Consider the following 15,555-nt stretch of genomic DNA (forward strand, 5'->3'; position numbering starts at 1 on the left):
TACGAGACGGTCGCCGACAGCGGCGGTGCAGGTCTGCACCGCGGCGGCAACGGCATCAACATGGTCTACCGCTTCTATGAGCCGGGCGTCATCGCGATCCACGACGACCGCTGGTTCGTCCCGCCTTGGGGCGTCAACGGCGGTCTTCCGGGCAAGCGCGCCAAGAAGATCCTGACCAAGGCCGACGGCACCCAGATCGTGGTCGGCAACAAGCTGGAAGACTACCCCGTCGAAGCGGGCGATGAACTCCAGTTCATCACCTGGGGCGGCGGTGGCTGGGGCGACCCGCTCGAGCGCGACCCCGCTCTCATCCTCAAAGAAATCGGCCAGGGCCTCGTCACCGAGACCGGCGCTCTCGACTACGGCGTCGTCATCGCAAATGGCGCGGTCGACGAGGCGGCCACCCAGGACCTGCGCACCAAAATGCGCACAGAGCGCGGCGAGGTCGATGTCTTCAACTTCGGTCCCGACATCGAAACCCTGCGCGCAAACTGCCTCGAAGAAACCGGCCTCCCCGCTCCCAAGCAGCCCATGTGGCGGCATGCGGACATCGCGGAGGCAGCGGAGTAAACCATGGAAAATACAGGAGCCCTCAAGGGACTTCGCGTCGTGGAAATGGGCCAGCTCCTGGCTGGCCCGTTCGCCGGACAGCTGCTGGGCGACATGGGCGCCGACATCATCAAGGTGGAGCCGCCCGGCAAGGGCGACCCGCTGCGTGTCTGGGGCCAGGGCGAGAAGAAGGTGAGCTGGGAAGTCGTCGCGCGCAACAAGCGTGCGGTCTCGGCCAACATGCGCGTACCCGAAGGCCAGAAGCTGGTGCGCGAGCTCATTCGCCACGCCGACATCGTGATCGAGAACTTCCGTCCCGGCACCATGGAGAAGTGGGGGCTTGATCCGAGGCAACTGCTCGAAGAGCAGCCCGGCCTCATCATCTCGCGCATGTCGGGCTACGGCCAGACCGGCCCCTACTCCTCGCGCGCCGGCTTTGGCGGCATTGGCGAGGCCATGGGGGGCTGGCGTTACATCGTGGGTGAACCCGACCGTGCGCCGAGCCGCATGGGCGTCTCCATCGGCGACACCCTCACCGCCACTTATGGCGTCATGGGCATCCTTGCCGCGCTCCACGTGCGCGACACCACCGGCAAGGGCCAGATCATCGACGCTGCGCTCTACGAAAGCGTGCTGCAGATCACCGAGAGCCTGGTTTCGGAATACGACAGCTCCGGCTTCATCCGCGAGCGCACCGGCTCGATCCTGCCGGGCATCGCGCCGTCCAACGTCTATTACTGCAGCGACGGTGAATACATGATCGGGGCCAACGCCGATCCCCTGTGGAAGCGCCTGTCCGCCGCCATGGGCAAGCCGGAACTGGGCGATGACCCGCGCTATGCGACCCACCTCGCACGCGGAGAGAACCAGACCGAGCTCGACGAGATGATCAACGCCTGGACCAAGGGCTACACCATCGAGGAGATGGACGCGCTGATGATCGAGTACGGCATCCCCGCTGGCCGCGTCTACCGCGCGCCCGAGATGCTGGCCGATCCGCACTTCCAGGCCCGCGAGGCCATTGTCGAGGTCGAGACCGAGACCCACGGCAAGCTCAAGATGCAGAACGCCTTCCCCAAGCTTTCGGAAACGCCCAGCTGCATCCGCCGTCCGGCGCCCTCGCGCGTTGGCCAGCACAACGCGGAAATCTATGGTGAACTGCTGGGTCTCGATGCCGAGGCGCTTGCCAAGATGGAAGCTGACGGGATCGTCTGATTCTCAAGGTTTGTAAGGCCACATACGATGGCGCGGCGATCCTCGGGTTGCCGCGCCATCTTGTTTTCGCCTTCCCCGACCCGATATCGGAACCCTGGGAAGGAGACGTAGCATGATCTTCAGAACTTCACCCATAGCGCCTGCGGCGCTCCTTACGGCCTTTGCCGCGCTTGGCCTCGCGGCCTGTTCGCCCGAGCCCGCCAAGGAATACACGACCGATGTCGAAGACAAGAGCGGGGGCGAACTGATCGTCACCGACGTCGACGAGACCGGCGTGGACGTGAAGGTGCCCGACACGCCGATGACCAACGTGCCGCCCGAGGACAAGGCGGGCAATTAGGCACGAACCCAGCCCCCCCCTTTCCTCAGGCCAGCAAGGCAACCGAAACCGCGTGAAGCGGAGCGCCGTGCGCCTCGAAGGCAGAGAGGTTGGCGACGGTCGTCTCGGCAATCGCGGTCATCGCCTCGCGCGTGAAGAAGCCCTGGTGGCCGGTGATGAGGACATTGGGAAAGGTCATCAGGCGTACGAAGACATCGTCGCGGATGACGGTGTCGGAGAGGTTCTCGAAAAAGAGATCGCCCTCCTCCTCGTAGACGTCGAGCCCGACGTTACCGACCTTGCCGCTCTTGAGCCCGGCGATGACCGCGCGGGCGTCCATCACCGCGCCCCGGCTCGTGTTGATGAGCATGACGCCCGGCTTCATGCGCGCGATCGCGCCGCGCCCGATGAGGTGATGCGTAGCGGGCGTGAGCGGGCAGTGAAGGCTGATGATGTCGCAGCGCCCCAACAGATCATCGAACGAGGTGTATTCGCCGCCCAACTGCGCCAGTTCGGGGTTGGGCGAAGGGTCGCTTGCCAGCACCTCGCAGCCAAAGCCCTTGAGGATGCGCGCGACGTTGAGACCGATGCGCCCGGTCCCGACGATCCCGGCGGTCTTGCCCCGCATGTCGAAACCGAGCAGCCCGTCGAGCGCGAAGTTGCCCTCACGCACCCGCGCATAGGCCTTGTGGATGCGCCGGTTGAGCGCGAGCATGAGTGCAACGGCGTGCTCGGCAATGGCGTCGGGCGAATAGGCGGGAACCCGCGCCAAGGCGATCTTGAGCCGGGCCGCAGCCTCCAGGTCCACGTTGTTGAACCCTGAACAGCGCAGCGCGACAAGGCGGATGCCATGACGTGCCAAGATCTCCAGTTCGGGCTTACCCAGCGCGTCGTTGACGAAGGCGCAGACCGCCTCGAAGCCCTGTGCGAAATGGGCCGAATGGGCCGTCAGCCGGGTGTCGAAGAACGTCAGCTCGTGCGGACTTCCGGCTAGGCGATTGGCCTCTTCCAGAAAAGTCCGATCGTATGGACGCGTGCTGAAGACGACGACCTTCATGCCTTATCCTCCCCGAGGTCCGAAAACCGCCACCGGTGCAATCATTCGTAACATCCGTGCTGCATTGCACAAGGCCCGAGGGAGCGATAGGCTTGCCCCGCGCCCGTACCGGGCACGCCATCGCGCAGGGGGACAAGGGTCTTGCTCGAAGCGAAAATTCCCGAAGATCGGGGCTGGCATGCCCTCGATCCCGACACTGTCGCGGCTGATCTGGGAGCGGGCAGCGCCGGGCTCTCCGGGTCCGAAGCTGCACGCCGCCTCGAACGCTGCGGCCCCAATCTTCTTCCCCGCGTAAAGCCGCCGCATCCGCTCATGCGCTTTGCCGCGCAGTTCAACAACGCGCTCATCTATTTCCTGCTGGCGTCGGCGGCGGCGGCCTTCGTGCTCGATCACGCGATCGATGCCGGTGTCATCCTTGCCGTCGTCCTCATCAACGCCTTCGTGGGCGTCATCCAGGAGGGCAAGGCGGAGAAAGCTCTGGCGGGCATGGAGAACCTTGTCGGCGAGGAGGCCCATGTCCTTCGCGAGGGACGCCGACAGCCCGTCCCCGCCGGAAGTCTGGTGCCGGGCGACACGGTCCTTGTCGAGGCCGGGGACCGGGTGCCTGCCGACCTTCGCATCGTGCGCGCCCGTGCACTTTCGATCGAGGAAGCGGCGCTGACCGGGGAATCGGTCGCCGCCGACAAGCAGGAGGAAGCCGTCGAGCCCGACGCGCCCCTCGCCGAGCGCACGTCGATGGCCTATTCGGGCACGCTCGTCGTGCGCGGGCAGGCGACGGGCCTTGTCGTCGCGACCGGCGCCGCCACGGAAATCGGCAAGATCGGCGCCCTCCTCCAGTCGGTGCCGCGCCTCGTCACCCCTCTCCTGAAGCAGATCGACCAGTTCGGCACGCGCCTCACGCTTCTTATCCTCATCGGCAGCGCCGCGCTCTTTGCCTTTTCGGTGACCGCGCGCTCCTACCCCTGGGTCGATGCCCTCATCGCGGTCGTGGCACTGGCGGTCGGCGCGATCCCCGAGGGGCTGCCCGCCGTCATCACCATTACGCTCGCCATCGGCGTCCAGCGCATGGCGCGGCGCAAGGCGGTGATCCGCAAGCTCCCGGCGGTCGAGACGCTGGGCGCAACCTCGGTCATCTGCAGCGACAAGACCGGCACACTCACCCGCAACGCGATGACCGTGACCCGCCTCTTCACACCTTCAGGAGAGTGGCAGGTCTCGGGAAGCGGCTACGCCCCGGAAGGCGAGATCAAGGCCGGAGATGGCGATGCACAGGCCGAGCCTGTCCCTCCCGGCGAGATCCTGCACTGCGGGGCGCTGTGCAACGATGCGCGCCTCCAACACGAAGACGGCAACTGGAGCGTGGTCGGTGACCCCATGGAAGGCGCGCTCCTCGCGCTGGCGGGCAAGGCCGGTCTCGACACCGCCAAGCTCCACGCCGACTGGGCTCGCCTTGACGAAATCCCCTTCGATGCGGCCTACCGCCTGATGGCAACGCTGGTGCGCAGCCCCGAGGGCGAGGCCATCGCCTTCGTCAAGGGTGCACCCGAGGCCGTTCTGGCGCTGGGCGCGGCAGGCACCGACTTCGAGCGCTGGCACGGCATCACCCGCCAGGCCGCCGCGCAAGGCGAGCGCATCCTGGGCTTTGCCGCCATCACGCTTGCGCCGGGCACCACGCGCCTGCGCTTCGAGGACCTGCAGGGCGCGCGCATCCTGGGTCTCATGGCCTTCGTCGATCCGCCGCGCGAGGAAGCCCGCATCGCCATCGGCGAATGCCGCTCGGCCGGAATCGCGGTCAAGATGATCACCGGCGACCACGCCGCAACGGCCGTCGCCATTGCCCGCCAGCTCGAGATCGAGGAAGAGCCGCGCGCGCTCACCGGCGCGCAGATCGAGGCGATGAGCGATGAGGAACTGCGCCGCGAGGTGCCCGAAGTCGCCGTCTTCGCCCGCGCCAGTCCCGAGCACAAGCTGCGCATCGTGCGCGCGCTCCAGTCGCACGGGCAGATCGTCGCGATGACGGGTGACGGGGTCAACGATGCGCCCTCGCTGCGCCAGGCCGATGTCGGCACCGCCATGGGCGCCAGCGGCACGCAGGCCGCGCGCGAAGCCTCGGAAATGGTGCTTCTCGACGACAACTTCGCCTCCATCGTCGCGGCCGTTCGCGAGGGCCGCACCGTCTATGACAACATCCGCAAGGTCATTGCCTGGACGCTGCCCACCAACGGCGGCGAGATCATCGCCGTGGTCCTGGCGATCATCCTCGACCTTGCCCTGCCGATGACGGCGACGCAGATCCTGTGGATCAACCTCATCACCTCGGTCACGCTGGGGCTCGTGCTGGCCTTCGAACCCTCCGAACCGGGCATCATGGAGCGCGCGCCGCGCGCCAAGGACAGCCCCTTGCTCTCGGGCTTCATCCTGTGGCGCGTGGGCCTCGTCTCACTGCTCTTCGCCGTGGCGCTGCTGGGTGTCTACTTCACCGCCCTCAGCACGGGGACAGACATCGCGACGACCCGCACGATGGTCGTCAACATGCTGGTGATCGCGGAGATATTCTACCTCTTTAACGTGCGCTACATGCACGTTCAGTCGCTCAGCTGGCGGGGAATCCTGGGCACGCGCGCGGTGCTCGTCGCGGTGGGCACGGTTTCGCTCGCGCAAGTGTGCTTCACCTACCTCCCGCCGTTTCAGGCCGTGTTCGCAACCCGCCCGCTCAGCTTCACACAAGGAGCCTCGCTCATCGCGATCGGCGCCGTGATCTTCATCCTCCTGGAACTGGAGAAAGTGCTGGTCCGGCGCCTGGGCTGGTTTGCCGAACTCGACTGACCCGCCCCCTCCCCGCCCCGGCTTGCAGATCCTTCACGGGTTGCGCGGAATGAAAATCTGTGTCCAACTGGATCGTATCGCATGCTTGTGCGTTGCAGTTGACGCGCGGTTGTACGCGCAGGGCTCCAGATACGCGATACGAGAGGGAGGGCAGTGGCAGTGCACACGGCGCTTGGCGAACACGGCATGATCGGCGACACGCGCTCGAGCGCCCTTGTCGACCGCACCGGAACGATCACCCGCCTAACCTGGCACGTGCCGGGCGCAGCGGCTCCGCTCCACGCCCAGGACATGCGCCCGGGCGGCATTTCGGCGATCCGCCTCGAGGACGCGCAGCCGCTGGCGCAAAGCTACCGTGCGGGCACCACCATCCTCGATACCTACTTCGCAGGGCCGACAGGCGCTCTCAAGCTGACCGACTTCATGCCCGTGGCCCTGCCCGGCCCCGGCAATGAGGACGAGGCGGGCGGCGGCATCCGGGACGGCGCGCGCATCGTGCGCTTCCTGACCTGCACGCGCGGCACCATGGCGGGCCGCCTCATCCTCAACCTCGATGGCCAGGCGCGTGCGCCGGAAGAACTGGCACCAAACCTGTGGTCAGTGCCGCTGGGCGAGATCACGCTGCGCCTTGAAGGCGCGCTCGACATCGCGGTAAGCGGCAGCCGCCTTGCCATGCCCTTCACGCTGAAGGCCGGGGAACAGGCGCACCTGGCGCTGTCCTGCGATGCGGGCTCTCAGGCCGAACAGGTGCGCAGTGTCTCGGCGGCCCGCAAGGCGCTGGCGCAATGCGACGCCTTCTGGCGCGCCGAGGGCACTCCCGCCCAGGGCGCGGGCTCGCCCCGGGCCTGAGCCCCAGGTTTACTCGGCCGCGAGGGCTTCTTCGCGCGCGACTTCGCCTTCCGCCGGGACCCGGGCGAGAAGCATCTTTATCAGCCCGAAGCACATGAACAGCAGCACCACGGCAAAGGGCAGGCCCGTCACGATGGCCGCCGTCTGCAGCGCCTGCAGACCTCCGCCGTACAGCAGCGCCCCGGCCAGCGCACCGATCGAGATTGCCCAGGTCACGCGCGGAATGAAGCCTGCCTCGTGATGTCCGCCCGATGCGATCATCGCCGTCACCAGCGCGCCCGAATCTGCCGATGTCACGAAGAAGGTGGTCACGATCACGACGGCCAGCCCCGACACGATCCCGCTCAGGGGAAAGTTCGCCAGGAAGGCGAAGAGCGCATCGGGCATCGAGGCGTTGACCGCCTCGGACAGGCCCCCGGCCCCGAACAGCTCGATGTGGAGCGCGGTATCGCCAAAGATGGTCATCCAGGCAAAGGTCACGAGGCTGGGCACGATAAGCACGCCTGAAATGAACTCGCGCACCGTGCGCCCATAGGAAATGCGCGCGATGAAGATGCCAACGAAGGGCGACCAGCTCACCCACCAGGCGTAGTAGAACATCGTCCAGCTGCTCTGCCAGTCTTCGTCCGTGTAGCTCTCGGTCCAGGTCGAGAGGTAGATGAAGCGCTGGAAATAATAGCCCAGGTTCTGGATGAAGCTGTCGAGCAGGTAGACCGTCGGGCCGACCACGAAGACGAACAGTGCCAAGAGCAGCGCCAGACCCATGTTGAGCTCGGAGAGGCGCTTGATCCCGGCATCGAGCCCCATCGCCACGGACAGCGTGGCCAGCGCGGTCACGACGACAATAATGATGGCGCGGACCATTCCTCCCTCGGGCGCACCGAAGAGAAGGGTCAGCCCGGCGTTGATCTGCGAGGCTCCGAAGCCCAGCGAGGCCGCCACCCCGCACACCGTCGCGGTGATCGCCATGATGTCGACCAGATCGACGACCAGCGTCGGAATGCGCGGGAAAGCCGCGCGCAGGAAGGTGCCCAGATTGAGCGGCAGCTTGCGGTTGTAGGCAATATAGGCGAGCCCCAGGCCGATGATCGCGTAGATCGACCAGGCGTGCAGACCCCAGTGCAGGTAGGTGAGCCCCATGGCGTGCTGCGCGTTGCGCGCGAGGCCCTGGGGCAGCGTGGCGCCGGGATCGGAGAACGAGGAAATCGGCGGGTTGGAGAAGTGCATGATCGGCTCGGCCACACCGTAGAACAGAAGGCCGATGCCCATCCCTGCACTGAACAGCATCGCGAACCAGCTGGTCGCGCTGTAGGTCGGCTTTGCATCCGCTCCGCCAAGGCGGACATGTCCGACCCGCGATATCGCTAGAAACCCGCTCGCGACCAGCATGACATTGGCTGTCGCCACGAAAAGCCAGCCGAAATTGTGCGTCGCAAAGGCCTGGATGGCCTCGAAGCGGGCGGTTGCAACATCCGTATCGTAGAGCGCGAAGACTATGAGCCCACCGATTGCGGCAATTGCGCCAAAGAACACGCTAGGTTTAAAATCCGCAATCGGACTGGATACATTGCTGCCTTGACTTGCCACCCGGACGACACCCCCAACGCTGAAATGAGTTTTACTTGGCCTCTAAAAAATAGCATAAATAATAAACCCAACAGCGAATTGAATATTATATCAAAATTCGCGTTGTGGAATTGAGTTTATCATATCCTGAAGCGGCTTCGAGACCGGTCTACAGGCCGTGTGGTGATTATGCAACAACTGCCGAGAACATGTGACTTTTCTCAAGCGCAAGGGTTGGCATGTACACCTTGATTGGATAGCTGGCCTGCGCGGGGCACCAAGGTCTCATTTCCTTGCATGCCACCTCCCGGCATCTTGTCCCGCCCGGCAGCGCTGTCTCCCACGCGCTGCCCAGTCGCGAACGTTCCGATCAACAACAGGGGAACATACATGTTCAAGCATTGCACCGGCGCGTCGGTTGGCGCGCTGGCAATCGCTATCGCCACCCCGGTCGCAGCCCAGTCTACTCCGGCGCAGCCGACCAGCACCCAACCCACGAGCACCGGGGCCGCACCGGCCCAGCGCAAGGGTGGCCTGACCGAAATCGTGGTGACCGCCACCAAGCGCACCGAAAGCCTCCAGGACGTCGCCGTCTCGGTCAATGCACTGGGCACCGAGGAACTTGAAAACCTCGGCGTGCAGACCTTCGACGACTACCTCGAGCAGCTTCCCAACGTCACCGCAGGCGGCGGCGGCCCGGGCCAGAGCACGATCTACATTCGTGGCCTCGCCTCGACGACGCCCAACCTCACGACCGCAGGCGTCGCGGGCCTTGCCCCCAACGTCGCGATGTACCTCGACGAACAGCCGCTCGCGCAGCCGGGCCGCAACCTCGACGTCTACGCCGCCGACCTTGAGCGCATCGAAGTTCTTGCAGGCCCGCAGGGCACGCTCTTCGGCGCCAGCTCGCAGGCAGGTGTGGTCCGTCTCATCACCAACAAGCCCGATCTCCTGGGCTTCGATGCCGCTGCCAAGGGCGGTGTTTCGTGGACCAAGAACGGCGAGCCCAGCTACAACGCCGAGCTCATGCTCAACGTGCCGGTGACCAACACGCTGGCCGTGCGCGGCGTCGTCTACATGGACGACCAGGGCGGCTACATCGACAACGTCAAGGGCACCCGTTCGGTCGCGGACAGCGCCCGCTTCCGCGAGGAAGGCGCGCAGCGCTACAACGGCGTGCCGGTGGGCGCGAACCGCGCAGGCCTGCAGGCCGGAGCCGACCTCTCGAACGTCAACTTCATCGAGGCCGACAACACCAACCTCGTCGAAGACAACTTCAACGACACCACCTACACCGGTTTCCGCGTTTCGGCGCTGTGGGAAGTGGCGCCCGACTGGCAGATCACGGTCAGCCACGCGCGCCAGGGTCTCGATTCCGATGGCGTCTTCTTCGCCGATCCGGAACTGGGCCTGGGTGACCTCGAAGTGCAGCGCTTCCAGCCGGACCGCCTGGAAGACAACTTCTCGAACACCGCCTGGACCGTCGAGGGGCGCCTGGGCATGCTCGACCTCGTCTACACCGGTGCCTTCACCGACCGCGAGACCTCGCAGCAGGTGGACTACTCCGACTACCTCTACGTCGGCCAGTACCTGCCCTACTACATCTGCGACGGCTCGGTCTCGTACCCGGGTGACGCGGGCCCGATGGGCACCTGCCAGGCCCCCAACCTCTACGTCACCTCGGACAGCAAGACCAAGCAGTTCACCCAGGAACTGCGCGTCAGCACCCCGGCCGAGAACCGTTGGCGCGTGACGGCGGGCGGCTTCTACTCGAAGCTGACCCTCGAAGAGCGCAACGACTTCGTCTACCCCGGCAGCCAGTACGTCGACCTGTGGGGCCAGACCGGCTTCCCCGACAACTTCCCGTTCCCGGGTGCCTGGCAGAGCGATCCGGGTCCCTTCCCCACCGGCACCAACTTCCGCAACGACATCAAGCGTTCGGATGAGCAGTTCGGCATCTTCGGCGAGGCCTCCTACGACCTCGTCCCCGACCTTCTCAGCGTCACGCTGGGCGCGCGCTACTACAACGTGGCGGTGGACCTGAAGGGCACGGCGAACAGCTCGTTCTGTAACGCAGGCGGTACCGACGCCAATGCGTTCGGTACCAACCTCTCGGACCTTTACGACGGGGACGGCGAGTTCACCTTCATCGGTTCGTGCGGCGATACGCTGGGTCTGACCTTCAACCAGGGCGACAGCGTCCAGGACATCATGGACGCAGGCCTCACCGAAGGCCAGGCCATGCAGGTCTTCAACGCTCTGTCGGCGCCCGACAAGGCCAAGACCGAAGGCGTCATCTTCAAGGGCTCGCTGACCTTCACGCCCACCGAAGACGTGATGTTCTACGCGACCTACTCGGAAGGCTTCCGTCCGGGCCTGCTCAACCGTCCCGGCGGCGCGGTCAGCCCCTCGGGTTACATGGTGCCCTTCGAACTGCAGACCGACGAGGTCAACAACTACGAGATCGGCTGGAAGACCGAGCTGTTCGACCGCCAGTTGCGCTTCAACGGCAGCGCGTTCTACGTCGACATCACGAACCTGCAGACCACGATCTTCGACACCTCGATCGTCAACCTGTTCTTCTCGGACAACGCGGCCGACGCGCGCATCCTGGGCGTCGAGGGTGACTTCGCCTTCGCCCCCTACGCGGTGCCGGGTCTGACCGTTGCCGGTGCCTTCTCGGTGCTCGACACCAAGATCACCGAGGTGCTGACGCCGACCGACGATGTCACCAAGGGCAACTCGCTGGCCTACGCGCCGTCCTTCCAGGGCAACCTGCGCGTGCGTTACGAGTGGGATCTGGGCGACACGGGCCTTGTTGCCCACGTCATGCCGCAGATGGTGCATTCGGGTTCGAAGTACACCGACATCATCAACATCAACCGCCTGAAGCTCGACAGCTACACCACCTTCTCGATGACTGCGGGCGTCAAGAAGGATGACTGGTCGGTCGAGGTCTTCGGCGAGAACCTGACCGACAAGCGTGCCCAGATCTCGGGCAACTTCTACTACGATGCCCCGCGCATCAACACCAACCGTCCGCTGACGGTGGGTGTGCGCGTCGGCTGGCACTACTGATCGCATCTCCCGGCGCCTTCTGCGTGAAGGCGCCGGGGATCGGACAATCCGGCGGCAGGCGGGCATCGGGCCTTGCCTGCCGCTTGGCGTTTGCGGCAAGGACATTCCCATGGCATCGCGTGACACCCTCTCCGCCCCTTCCTCCTTCGATGAAGCCGCCGTGCTGAAAGAGGCCCGCGAGGCCATGCAGCGCGGCCAGTTCGCGCCCGCGCTGGGCGTGCTGGCGCCGCTTCTCGACGCCGAGGAGCCGAGCACGGAAGGGCTCTACATGGCCGCCGTCGCGTGCCGTTACCTCAAGCGCTTCGCCGACGCCGAAAGCTATCTCTCCGCCCTCTCCGCCGCGCAGCCCGAATATGGCCGCGCCTGGCAGGAGGCAGGCCATCTCGCCCGCGACAAGGGCGACGTGCCCGGTGCCCTGCGCGCCTATGCCCGCGCCACCCGTTACAACCCCGTACTCGACGCCAGCTGGCGCGCGCAGGCCGACCTTCTTGCCCGCACCGGACACCACGCCGAGGCCGCGCAGGCCCGCACCCAGGCCGAGCGCATCGCCGCCCTCCCCCGCGAGCTTCTGGCCGTCTCCAACCACCTCCACGAAGGCCGCCTCTTGCGCGCCGAGGAGATCTGCCGGGCCTACCTCCAGACCCACCGCACCGACATCGAGGGCATGCGCCTGCTGGCCGAGATCGCCAGCCGCCTTGGCATCCTCGATGACGCTGAGTTTCTTTTGGAAAGTGCGGTTACTTTTTCTCCGGACACCGTCCAGCTGCGGCTCGACTACATCCAGGTCCTGCGCAAGCGTCAGAAATTCGCACAGGCGCTGGAGCAGGCCGAGGCCCTCCACACCCGCGATCCCGAAAGCCCCGTCTTCGCCTCGCACCTTGCCATTGAGGCCATGCAGACCGGCGACTATGCCCGCGCTTTCGCCCTGTTCGACGCGGTCCTGGAAAAGCTGCCCCAGGACCCGGCCACGCTTACCAGCAAGGGCCACGCGCTCAAGACCACCGGCGCGCAGGACGAGGCCGTCGCCTCCTACCGCGCGGCGATTGCCGCCAAGCCCGAGCACGGCGATGCCTGGTACGCGCTTGCCAATCTCAAGACCTGGCGCTTCAGCGCGGACGAGCGCGCGCGCATGGAAGACCTGCTCGCCCAGCCCGACCTTGCCTTCATGGACCGCGTCCACCTGACTTTCGCTGCGGCCAAGGCCGCCGAGGACGAAGGGCTTCATGCCCAGGCCTTTGCCCACTACACCCACGGCAACGAGCTGAAGCTGCGCCAGAGCCGCTACGATGCTGACCGTATGCACACAGAGATCGCCGCGCAGATCGAGACCTGCACGCCCGAACTTTTCGCGCGTCAGGGCGGCAAGGGCCACGCCGCGCCCGACCCGATCTTCATCCTTGGCCTGCCGCGCGCGGGCTCGACCCTGCTCGAACAGATCCTTGCCTCGCACCCGATGATCGACGGCACTCTGGAGCTGCCCGACATCCTCGCCACCGCGCACCGCCTGCGCGGCCGCAAGGCCAGCGCGCCGCGCTACCCACAGATCCTGCACGAGCTGTCGGCCGAGCAGTTGGAGAGCCTCGGCAAGAGCTACATCGAGAACACCCGCATCCACCGCCAGGGCGCGCCGCTGTTCATCGACAAGATGCCCAACAACTTCCGGCACATCGGCCTCATCCACCTGATCCTCCCCAACGCGAAGATCATCGATGCGCGCCGTGATGCGATGGATTGCTGCTTCTCGGGCTTCAAGCAGCTCTTCGCCGAAGGCCAGGAGTTCACCTATGGCCTGACCGAAATCGGCCGTTACTACCGCGACTATGTGGCGCTGATGGAGCACTGGGACCGTGTCCTTCCAGGCCGTGTCCTGCGCGTTCAGCACGAGGACGTGCTGGACGATCTGGAAGGACAGGTGCGCCGCATGCTGGACTATATCGGGGTCCCCTTCGATCCGGCCTGCCTGGACTTCCACAAGACCGACCGCGCGGTGCGCACGGCCAGTTCCGAACAGGTCCGCCGCCCCATCTCGCGTTCAGGCGTGGGCGCGTGGAGGCCGTACGACGAATGGCTCGGCCCGCTGCGCGCGGCTCTGGAAGGTTGATCCCGGCACGGCTTTTCATGCGCTGCAACAGTTGCGTACGCCATCTTTAGGGCGGTGTAACTTGCGCGGATTTTGCGGCGAAATGGAAGCTACACTCGATTGTCTTTGATCGAGGACATTGCACTGCAACAATAGGACGGTCATCCTGCACTGCGAAACGCGTGTTGCTTCAAGGCGAGGCAACACGCGACGCAACGCGGAGCCCGACGATGACTTCTCCCGCCCCCACGCCCGGATCCTCCGGCGCGGCCTCTTCCCCGCGCGAGCCACTGGATGGCATCGCCCAGACGCTCGACCGCTCGGCCTCGGCCGCGATCGCGCAGGCGACCAGCGGGCTTTCGCCGGCCACCATGATCCTCGCGGCAACCGACTGGGCGCTCCACCTCGCCTCGGCACCGGGCAAGCAGATGCAGCTTGCCGCCAAGGCCGGGGGCAAGGCGCTGCGCCTGATGGGCTACACAGCGCGCGCCACCCGCGATCCTGAGACCCCGCGCGTGGTCGAACCGTTGCCGCAGGACCGTCGCTTCCAAGGGCCTGAATGGCACCAGGCGCCCTACAACGTGTGGACCCAGGCTTTCCTGCTCAACCAGCAATGGTGGGAAGCGGCGACGACCGGCATCGGCGGTGTCTCGAAACACCATGAGGACATGGTCTCCTTCGCCGCGCGCCAGATCCTCGACATTTTCGCCCCCACCAACTTCATCGCCACCAACCCGGTCCTGCAGAAGCGCATCGCCGAGACCGGGGGCAAGTGCCTTGCTGACGGGCTCGACTATTTCTTCGAGGACATGCGCCGTTACCTGACCGGACGCCCGGCGGCGGGCACCGAGGCCTTCGAAGTCGGCAAGGACGTTGCGGCGGCCGACGGCAAGGTCGTCTACCGCAACCGCCTGATCGAACTCATCCAGTACGCCCCCACGACCGAGACCGTCCGGCCCGAGCCGGTGCTGATCGTGCCTGCCTGGATCATGAAGTACTACATCCTCGATCTCTCGACCCACAACTCGCTGGTCGAGTGGTTGCGCGCGCAAGGGTACACTGTCTTCATGATCTCGTGGCACAACCCCGATGGCCACGACCGCGACCTCGACATGGACGACTACCGGCGCCTGGGCCCACTTGCCGCGCTCGACGCGATCAGCGCGATCACGGGCGCCGAGAAAATCCACGGCGCAGGCTATTGCCTGGGAGGCACCCTGCTCTCCATCGCGGCTGCGGCCATGGCGCGCGAGGGGGATGAACGCCTCGCCAGTCTCACGCTGATGGCCGCCCAGACCGAATTCAGCGAGCCTGGCGAACTGGGCCTCTTCATCGACGAGAGCCAGCTCCACGTGCTGGAGAACATGATGTGGAGCCGGGGCTATCTGGAGAGCGACCAGATGGGCGGGGCCTTCCAGATCCTGCGCTCGAACGACCTCATCTGGTCGCACATGCTCCAGACCTACCTGATGGGCGAGCGGGCCGACATCAACGACCTCATGGCCTGGAACGCGGACGGTACACGCATGCCCTATGCCATGCACAGCGAGTACCTGCGCAAGCTCTTCCTCCACGACGATCTGGCCGAAGGGCGCTTCCGCGTCGATGGCCATGTCGTGACGATGGAGGACATCGCGGTGCCCGTCTTTGCCGTGGGCACCGAGCGCGACCACGTGGCGCCCTGGCGCTCGGTCTACAAGATCCACCTCCTGACCAATACCGCGGTGACCTTCGTGCTGACGAGCGGGGGGCACAACGCGGGAATCGTCTCCGAACCGGGCCACCCTCACCGCCACTACCGCATCGCCACCCACCCCCATCCCAACGGCAATCTCGCGCCCGAGGAATGGTGCGAGCGCGCCGCCCTCAAGGACGGTTCGTGGTGGCTCGATTGGGGTGCCTGGCTTGATGCCAACTCGGGCGAGCCGACCACGCCGCCCCCGCTCGGCAACCCGGACAAGGGCTATCCCCCCTTGTGCGACGCCCCCGGCCGCTACGTGCTCGAGAAATAGGACC

At 65.7% G+C, this 15,555-nt stretch carries 10 protein-coding genes; 8 read left to right on the top strand and 2 right to left on the bottom strand.

The genetic code is table 11. The features are described from left to right. The 3 genes from LC060_RS13950 to LC060_RS13960 all read left to right on the top strand — a co-directional run. Window positions 1-570 (top strand): hydantoinase B/oxoprolinase family protein (locus LC060_RS13950; RefSeq protein ID WP_226636585.1); only part of this gene is annotated, 570 nt, incomplete at its 5' end. A gap of 3 nt (window positions 571-573) precedes the next feature. After that, complete coding sequence (locus LC060_RS13955; RefSeq protein WP_226636587.1) at window positions 574-1,764, top strand: CaiB/BaiF CoA transferase family protein; 1,191 nt, start codon at window positions 574-576, stop codon at window positions 1,762-1,764. A 112-nt stretch (window positions 1,765-1,876) separates the two neighbouring features. After that, window positions 1,877-2,104 carry a hypothetical protein gene (locus tag LC060_RS13960; RefSeq protein WP_226636589.1) on the top strand — a complete coding sequence of 76 codons (228 nt, stop codon included), beginning with the start codon at window positions 1,877-1,879 and terminating at the stop codon, window positions 2,102-2,104. A gap of 25 nt (window positions 2,105-2,129) precedes the next feature. On the opposite strand, the gene LC060_RS13965 is transcribed toward LC060_RS13960, so the two are convergent. After that, window positions 2,130-3,140, bottom strand: coding sequence for a 2-hydroxyacid dehydrogenase (locus LC060_RS13965; RefSeq protein WP_226636590.1), 1,011 nt, complete (start codon window positions 3,138-3,140; stop codon window positions 2,130-2,132). Window positions 3,141-3,281: 141 nt separating this feature from the next. Here LC060_RS13965 and LC060_RS13970 point away from each other — a divergent pair, with 141 nt between their 5' ends. Continuing rightward, the gene (locus tag LC060_RS13970; RefSeq protein ID WP_226636592.1) at window positions 3,282-5,966 is read left to right on the top strand and encodes a cation-translocating P-type ATPase; all 2,685 of its coding nucleotides are present in this window, start codon (window positions 3,282-3,284) and stop codon (window positions 5,964-5,966) included. A gap of 153 nt (window positions 5,967-6,119) precedes the next feature. Further along, complete coding sequence (locus tag LC060_RS13975) at window positions 6,120-6,815, top strand: trehalase-like domain-containing protein (protein WP_226636594.1); 696 nt, start codon at window positions 6,120-6,122, stop codon at window positions 6,813-6,815. A 9-nt stretch (window positions 6,816-6,824) separates the two neighbouring features. Here LC060_RS13975 and LC060_RS13980 read toward each other — a convergent pair whose 3' ends face one another. Then, window positions 6,825-8,348 (bottom strand): BCCT family transporter, encoded by a 1,524-nt coding sequence (locus tag LC060_RS13980; RefSeq protein WP_226636595.1) that lies wholly within the window; start codon window positions 8,346-8,348, stop codon window positions 6,825-6,827. Window positions 8,349-8,771: 423 nt separating this feature from the next. Here LC060_RS13980 and LC060_RS13985 point away from each other — a divergent pair, with 423 nt between their 5' ends. The 3 genes from LC060_RS13985 (at window position 8,772) to LC060_RS13995 (ending at window position 15,551) form a co-directional block, all read left to right on the top strand. Further along, on the top strand, window positions 8,772-11,459 hold the full coding sequence (locus LC060_RS13985; RefSeq protein WP_226636597.1) for a TonB-dependent receptor: 2,688 nt from the start codon (window positions 8,772-8,774) through the stop codon (window positions 11,457-11,459). A gap of 109 nt (window positions 11,460-11,568) precedes the next feature. Next, the gene (locus LC060_RS13990; protein ID WP_226636598.1) at window positions 11,569-13,560 is read left to right on the top strand and encodes a tetratricopeptide repeat-containing sulfotransferase family protein; all 1,992 of its coding nucleotides are present in this window, start codon (window positions 11,569-11,571) and stop codon (window positions 13,558-13,560) included. A gap of 209 nt (window positions 13,561-13,769) precedes the next feature. Next, window positions 13,770-15,551, top strand: coding sequence for a PHA/PHB synthase family protein (locus LC060_RS13995; protein ID WP_226636600.1), 1,782 nt, complete (start codon window positions 13,770-13,772; stop codon window positions 15,549-15,551). The last annotated feature ends 4 nt before the right edge of the window (window positions 15,552-15,555 follow it).

Source organism: Novosphingobium profundi (assembly GCF_020524485.1).
GTDB lineage: Bacteria > Pseudomonadota > Alphaproteobacteria > Sphingomonadales > Sphingomonadaceae > Novosphingobium > Novosphingobium profundi_A.

What these genes read in the sequence shown, in the direction of transcription:
- LC060_RS13955 (WP_226636587.1), top strand. Translation starts at nt 574, where the DNA reads ATGGAAAATACAGGAGCCCTCAAGGGACTTCGCGTCGTGGAAATGGGC.
- LC060_RS13960 (WP_226636589.1), top strand. Translation starts at nt 1,877, where the DNA reads ATGATCTTCAGAACTTCACCCATAGCGCCTGCGGCGCTCCTTACGGCC.
- LC060_RS13965 (WP_226636590.1), bottom strand. Translation starts at nt 3,140, where the DNA reads ATGAAGGTCGTCGTCTTCAGCACGCGTCCATACGATCGGACTTTTCTG.
- LC060_RS13985 (WP_226636597.1), top strand. Translation starts at nt 8,772, where the DNA reads ATGTTCAAGCATTGCACCGGCGCGTCGGTTGGCGCGCTGGCAATCGCT.
- LC060_RS13990 (WP_226636598.1), top strand. Translation starts at nt 11,569, where the DNA reads ATGGCATCGCGTGACACCCTCTCCGCCCCTTCCTCCTTCGATGAAGCC.
- LC060_RS13995 (WP_226636600.1), top strand. Translation starts at nt 13,770, where the DNA reads ATGACTTCTCCCGCCCCCACGCCCGGATCCTCCGGCGCGGCCTCTTCC.